The sequence below is a fragment of the Agrilactobacillus fermenti genome (assembly GCF_021030645.1).
Lineage (GTDB): Bacteria > Bacillota > Bacilli > Lactobacillales > Lactobacillaceae > Agrilactobacillus > Agrilactobacillus fermenti.
In genome coordinates this window covers 1-350 of record NZ_JACGCJ010000084.1, presented here as the reverse complement: position 1 = coordinate 350, position 350 = coordinate 1, and the positions used below count along the sequence as shown (strand labels likewise).

General features: G+C 36.9%; 2 protein-coding genes. Both read left to right on the top strand.

Features of this window, described 5'->3' with window-relative positions; translation table 11 throughout:
• Nucleotides 1-162, top strand: a 162-nt coding sequence (locus tag FHQ08_RS12725; RefSeq protein WP_230914757.1) for a helix-turn-helix domain-containing protein, incomplete at its 5' end; no start/stop codon positions are given.
• On the top strand, nucleotides 137-350 hold a 214-nt coding region (locus FHQ08_RS12720), incomplete at its 3' end, for a hypothetical protein (RefSeq protein ID WP_230914756.1). The genes FHQ08_RS12725 and FHQ08_RS12720, both read left to right, overlap by 26 nt.

Here is a 350-nt window from a genome sequence, read left to right as displayed (position 1 = left end):
GCATTACAAATGAACGTTTATCCGTCTGTTTTGTCTGAACTTAAACAGGGAAGAATTAAGAAACCTAGTTTTGAATTGATGGTAAAAATAGCCGATGCATTGGACATCAGCTTAGATGAATTTAGGGGGGTAGATCATGAAAAAACTACAAAAGGGCGATGAAGTAACCGTACTTAGCTTTGGTGAAGGTAGGTACCGTAACCTTACTGGTCAGATTCAAAAATTATATGAGAATTCAGCAATGATATTGCTCAAAGATTCGGTAGAAATCGAAGGCGAATTGAGGAATAAGGTCGTTGTAAGTTTTCGTCGCTTAACTAAGTCGGGTAAACCTGTTATTAAAACATATG